Source organism: Mesorhizobium sp. M1A.F.Ca.IN.020.06.1.1, from assembly GCF_004023265.1.
Taxonomy (GTDB): Bacteria; Pseudomonadota; Alphaproteobacteria; order Rhizobiales; family Rhizobiaceae; genus Mesorhizobium.
This window is the reverse complement of the sequence record NZ_RZSR01001447.1, coordinates 1-973: the sequence shown is the minus strand read 5'-3', so window position 1 is coordinate 973 and position 973 is coordinate 1. Positions and strand designations below refer to the sequence as shown.

General features: G+C 65.5%; 2 protein-coding genes and 1 pseudogene. 2 read left to right on the top strand and 1 reads right to left on the bottom strand.

Going from position 1 to position 973, the window contains the following annotated elements:
• The coding region (locus EOA60_RS34750; RefSeq protein ID WP_164899858.1) for a helix-turn-helix transcriptional regulator at nt 1-223 on the top strand (223 nt) is incomplete at its 5' end.
• Between the two features lie 110 nt (nt 224-333).
• On the top strand, nt 334-765 hold the full coding sequence (locus tag EOA60_RS34745; RefSeq protein ID WP_095800605.1) for a DUF4437 domain-containing protein: 432 nt from the start codon (nt 334-336) through the stop codon (nt 763-765).
• A gap of 33 nt (nt 766-798) precedes the next feature.
• On the opposite strand, the pseudogene EOA60_RS34740 reads toward EOA60_RS34745, so the two are convergent.
• Nucleotides 799-973 (bottom strand): annotated as a pseudogene (locus EOA60_RS34740) (ABC transporter ATP-binding protein); the annotation flags it as partial.

Sequence of the window (973 nt, the reverse complement as noted above, 5' to 3'; positions counted from 1 at the left end):
CGCGCAGCGCTTCGCCACCGTGGTCGGCGAGACGCCGGCCAAATATGTGCTGCGCGTGCGCATGCATCAGGCGCGGCAATGGCTCGCCCGCGACGGCATGCGGGTGTCTGTCGTGGCGGCGAAACTGGGCTACGATTCGGAAGCTTCCTTCAGCCGCGCCTTCAAGCGGGTGATGGGTGTCGCGCCGAGCCATCTGCGCAATGGCGGCGGCGAGCAATCCTGACAGCCGGCGTTCAGGACGCTACCACGCTGGAGGAATTGCCAAGTCTTTTGGACGACGCGTCATTCTTCACCGACAGGGATTGCCTAAGCTGAGCCGAGGAGGAACCGCTCATGGCTAATCAACTCGCAGCGCTTGCGCTCGCCGCGCTCACCATCTCTCCGGGGCAGGCATTCGGCCTTGAAGACAGCTATCTGACGGCCGACAAGATCCCTTATGTCGTCGAAGCGCCGGACCAGCCGCAGCGCCTCGGCCCGCTATGGGGCTCGCGGACCGAGGGCGCGGCCGGCACGCTGCTCAAAGTTCCCGGGAACTGGCGCGCACCGGTCCACGCGCACACCGCCGACTATCGCGCCGTGGTCATCAAGGGGCTCTGGGCGCATTGGCAGATCCAGGGCGGCGAGGCGACCAGGGTCGAGTTGCCGCCGGGCTCCTACTGGACCCAGAAAGCCAACGAGATGCATGACGATGCCTGCCTGTCCGACACCGAATGCGTGATCCTGCTGATCAACGACACGCCCTACGAGACCTATCTGCCGAAGTAAGTGCAAGCCGACAGCAATCGGCCGGTCCGCCCGCTATCCGGCGTGCCGCAGGCTCACCCCGCTGCCCTTATCGAACAGCACCACCTTGTCCGCGTTCCAGGCAAAGCGGACCGGCTGCTCGATTTCGACGGCGGTTCTCGCCGGCACGGTGGCTCTCAGCATCGTGTCGCCGACCCTCAGCGTCACGATCTTCTCGACGCCGTGGTTC

Excerpts from the sequence above, each read along its gene's own strand:
- EOA60_RS34745 (WP_095800605.1), top strand. The coding sequence starts at position 334 with ATGGCTAATCAACTCGCAGCGCTTGCGCTCGCCGCGCTCACCATCTCT.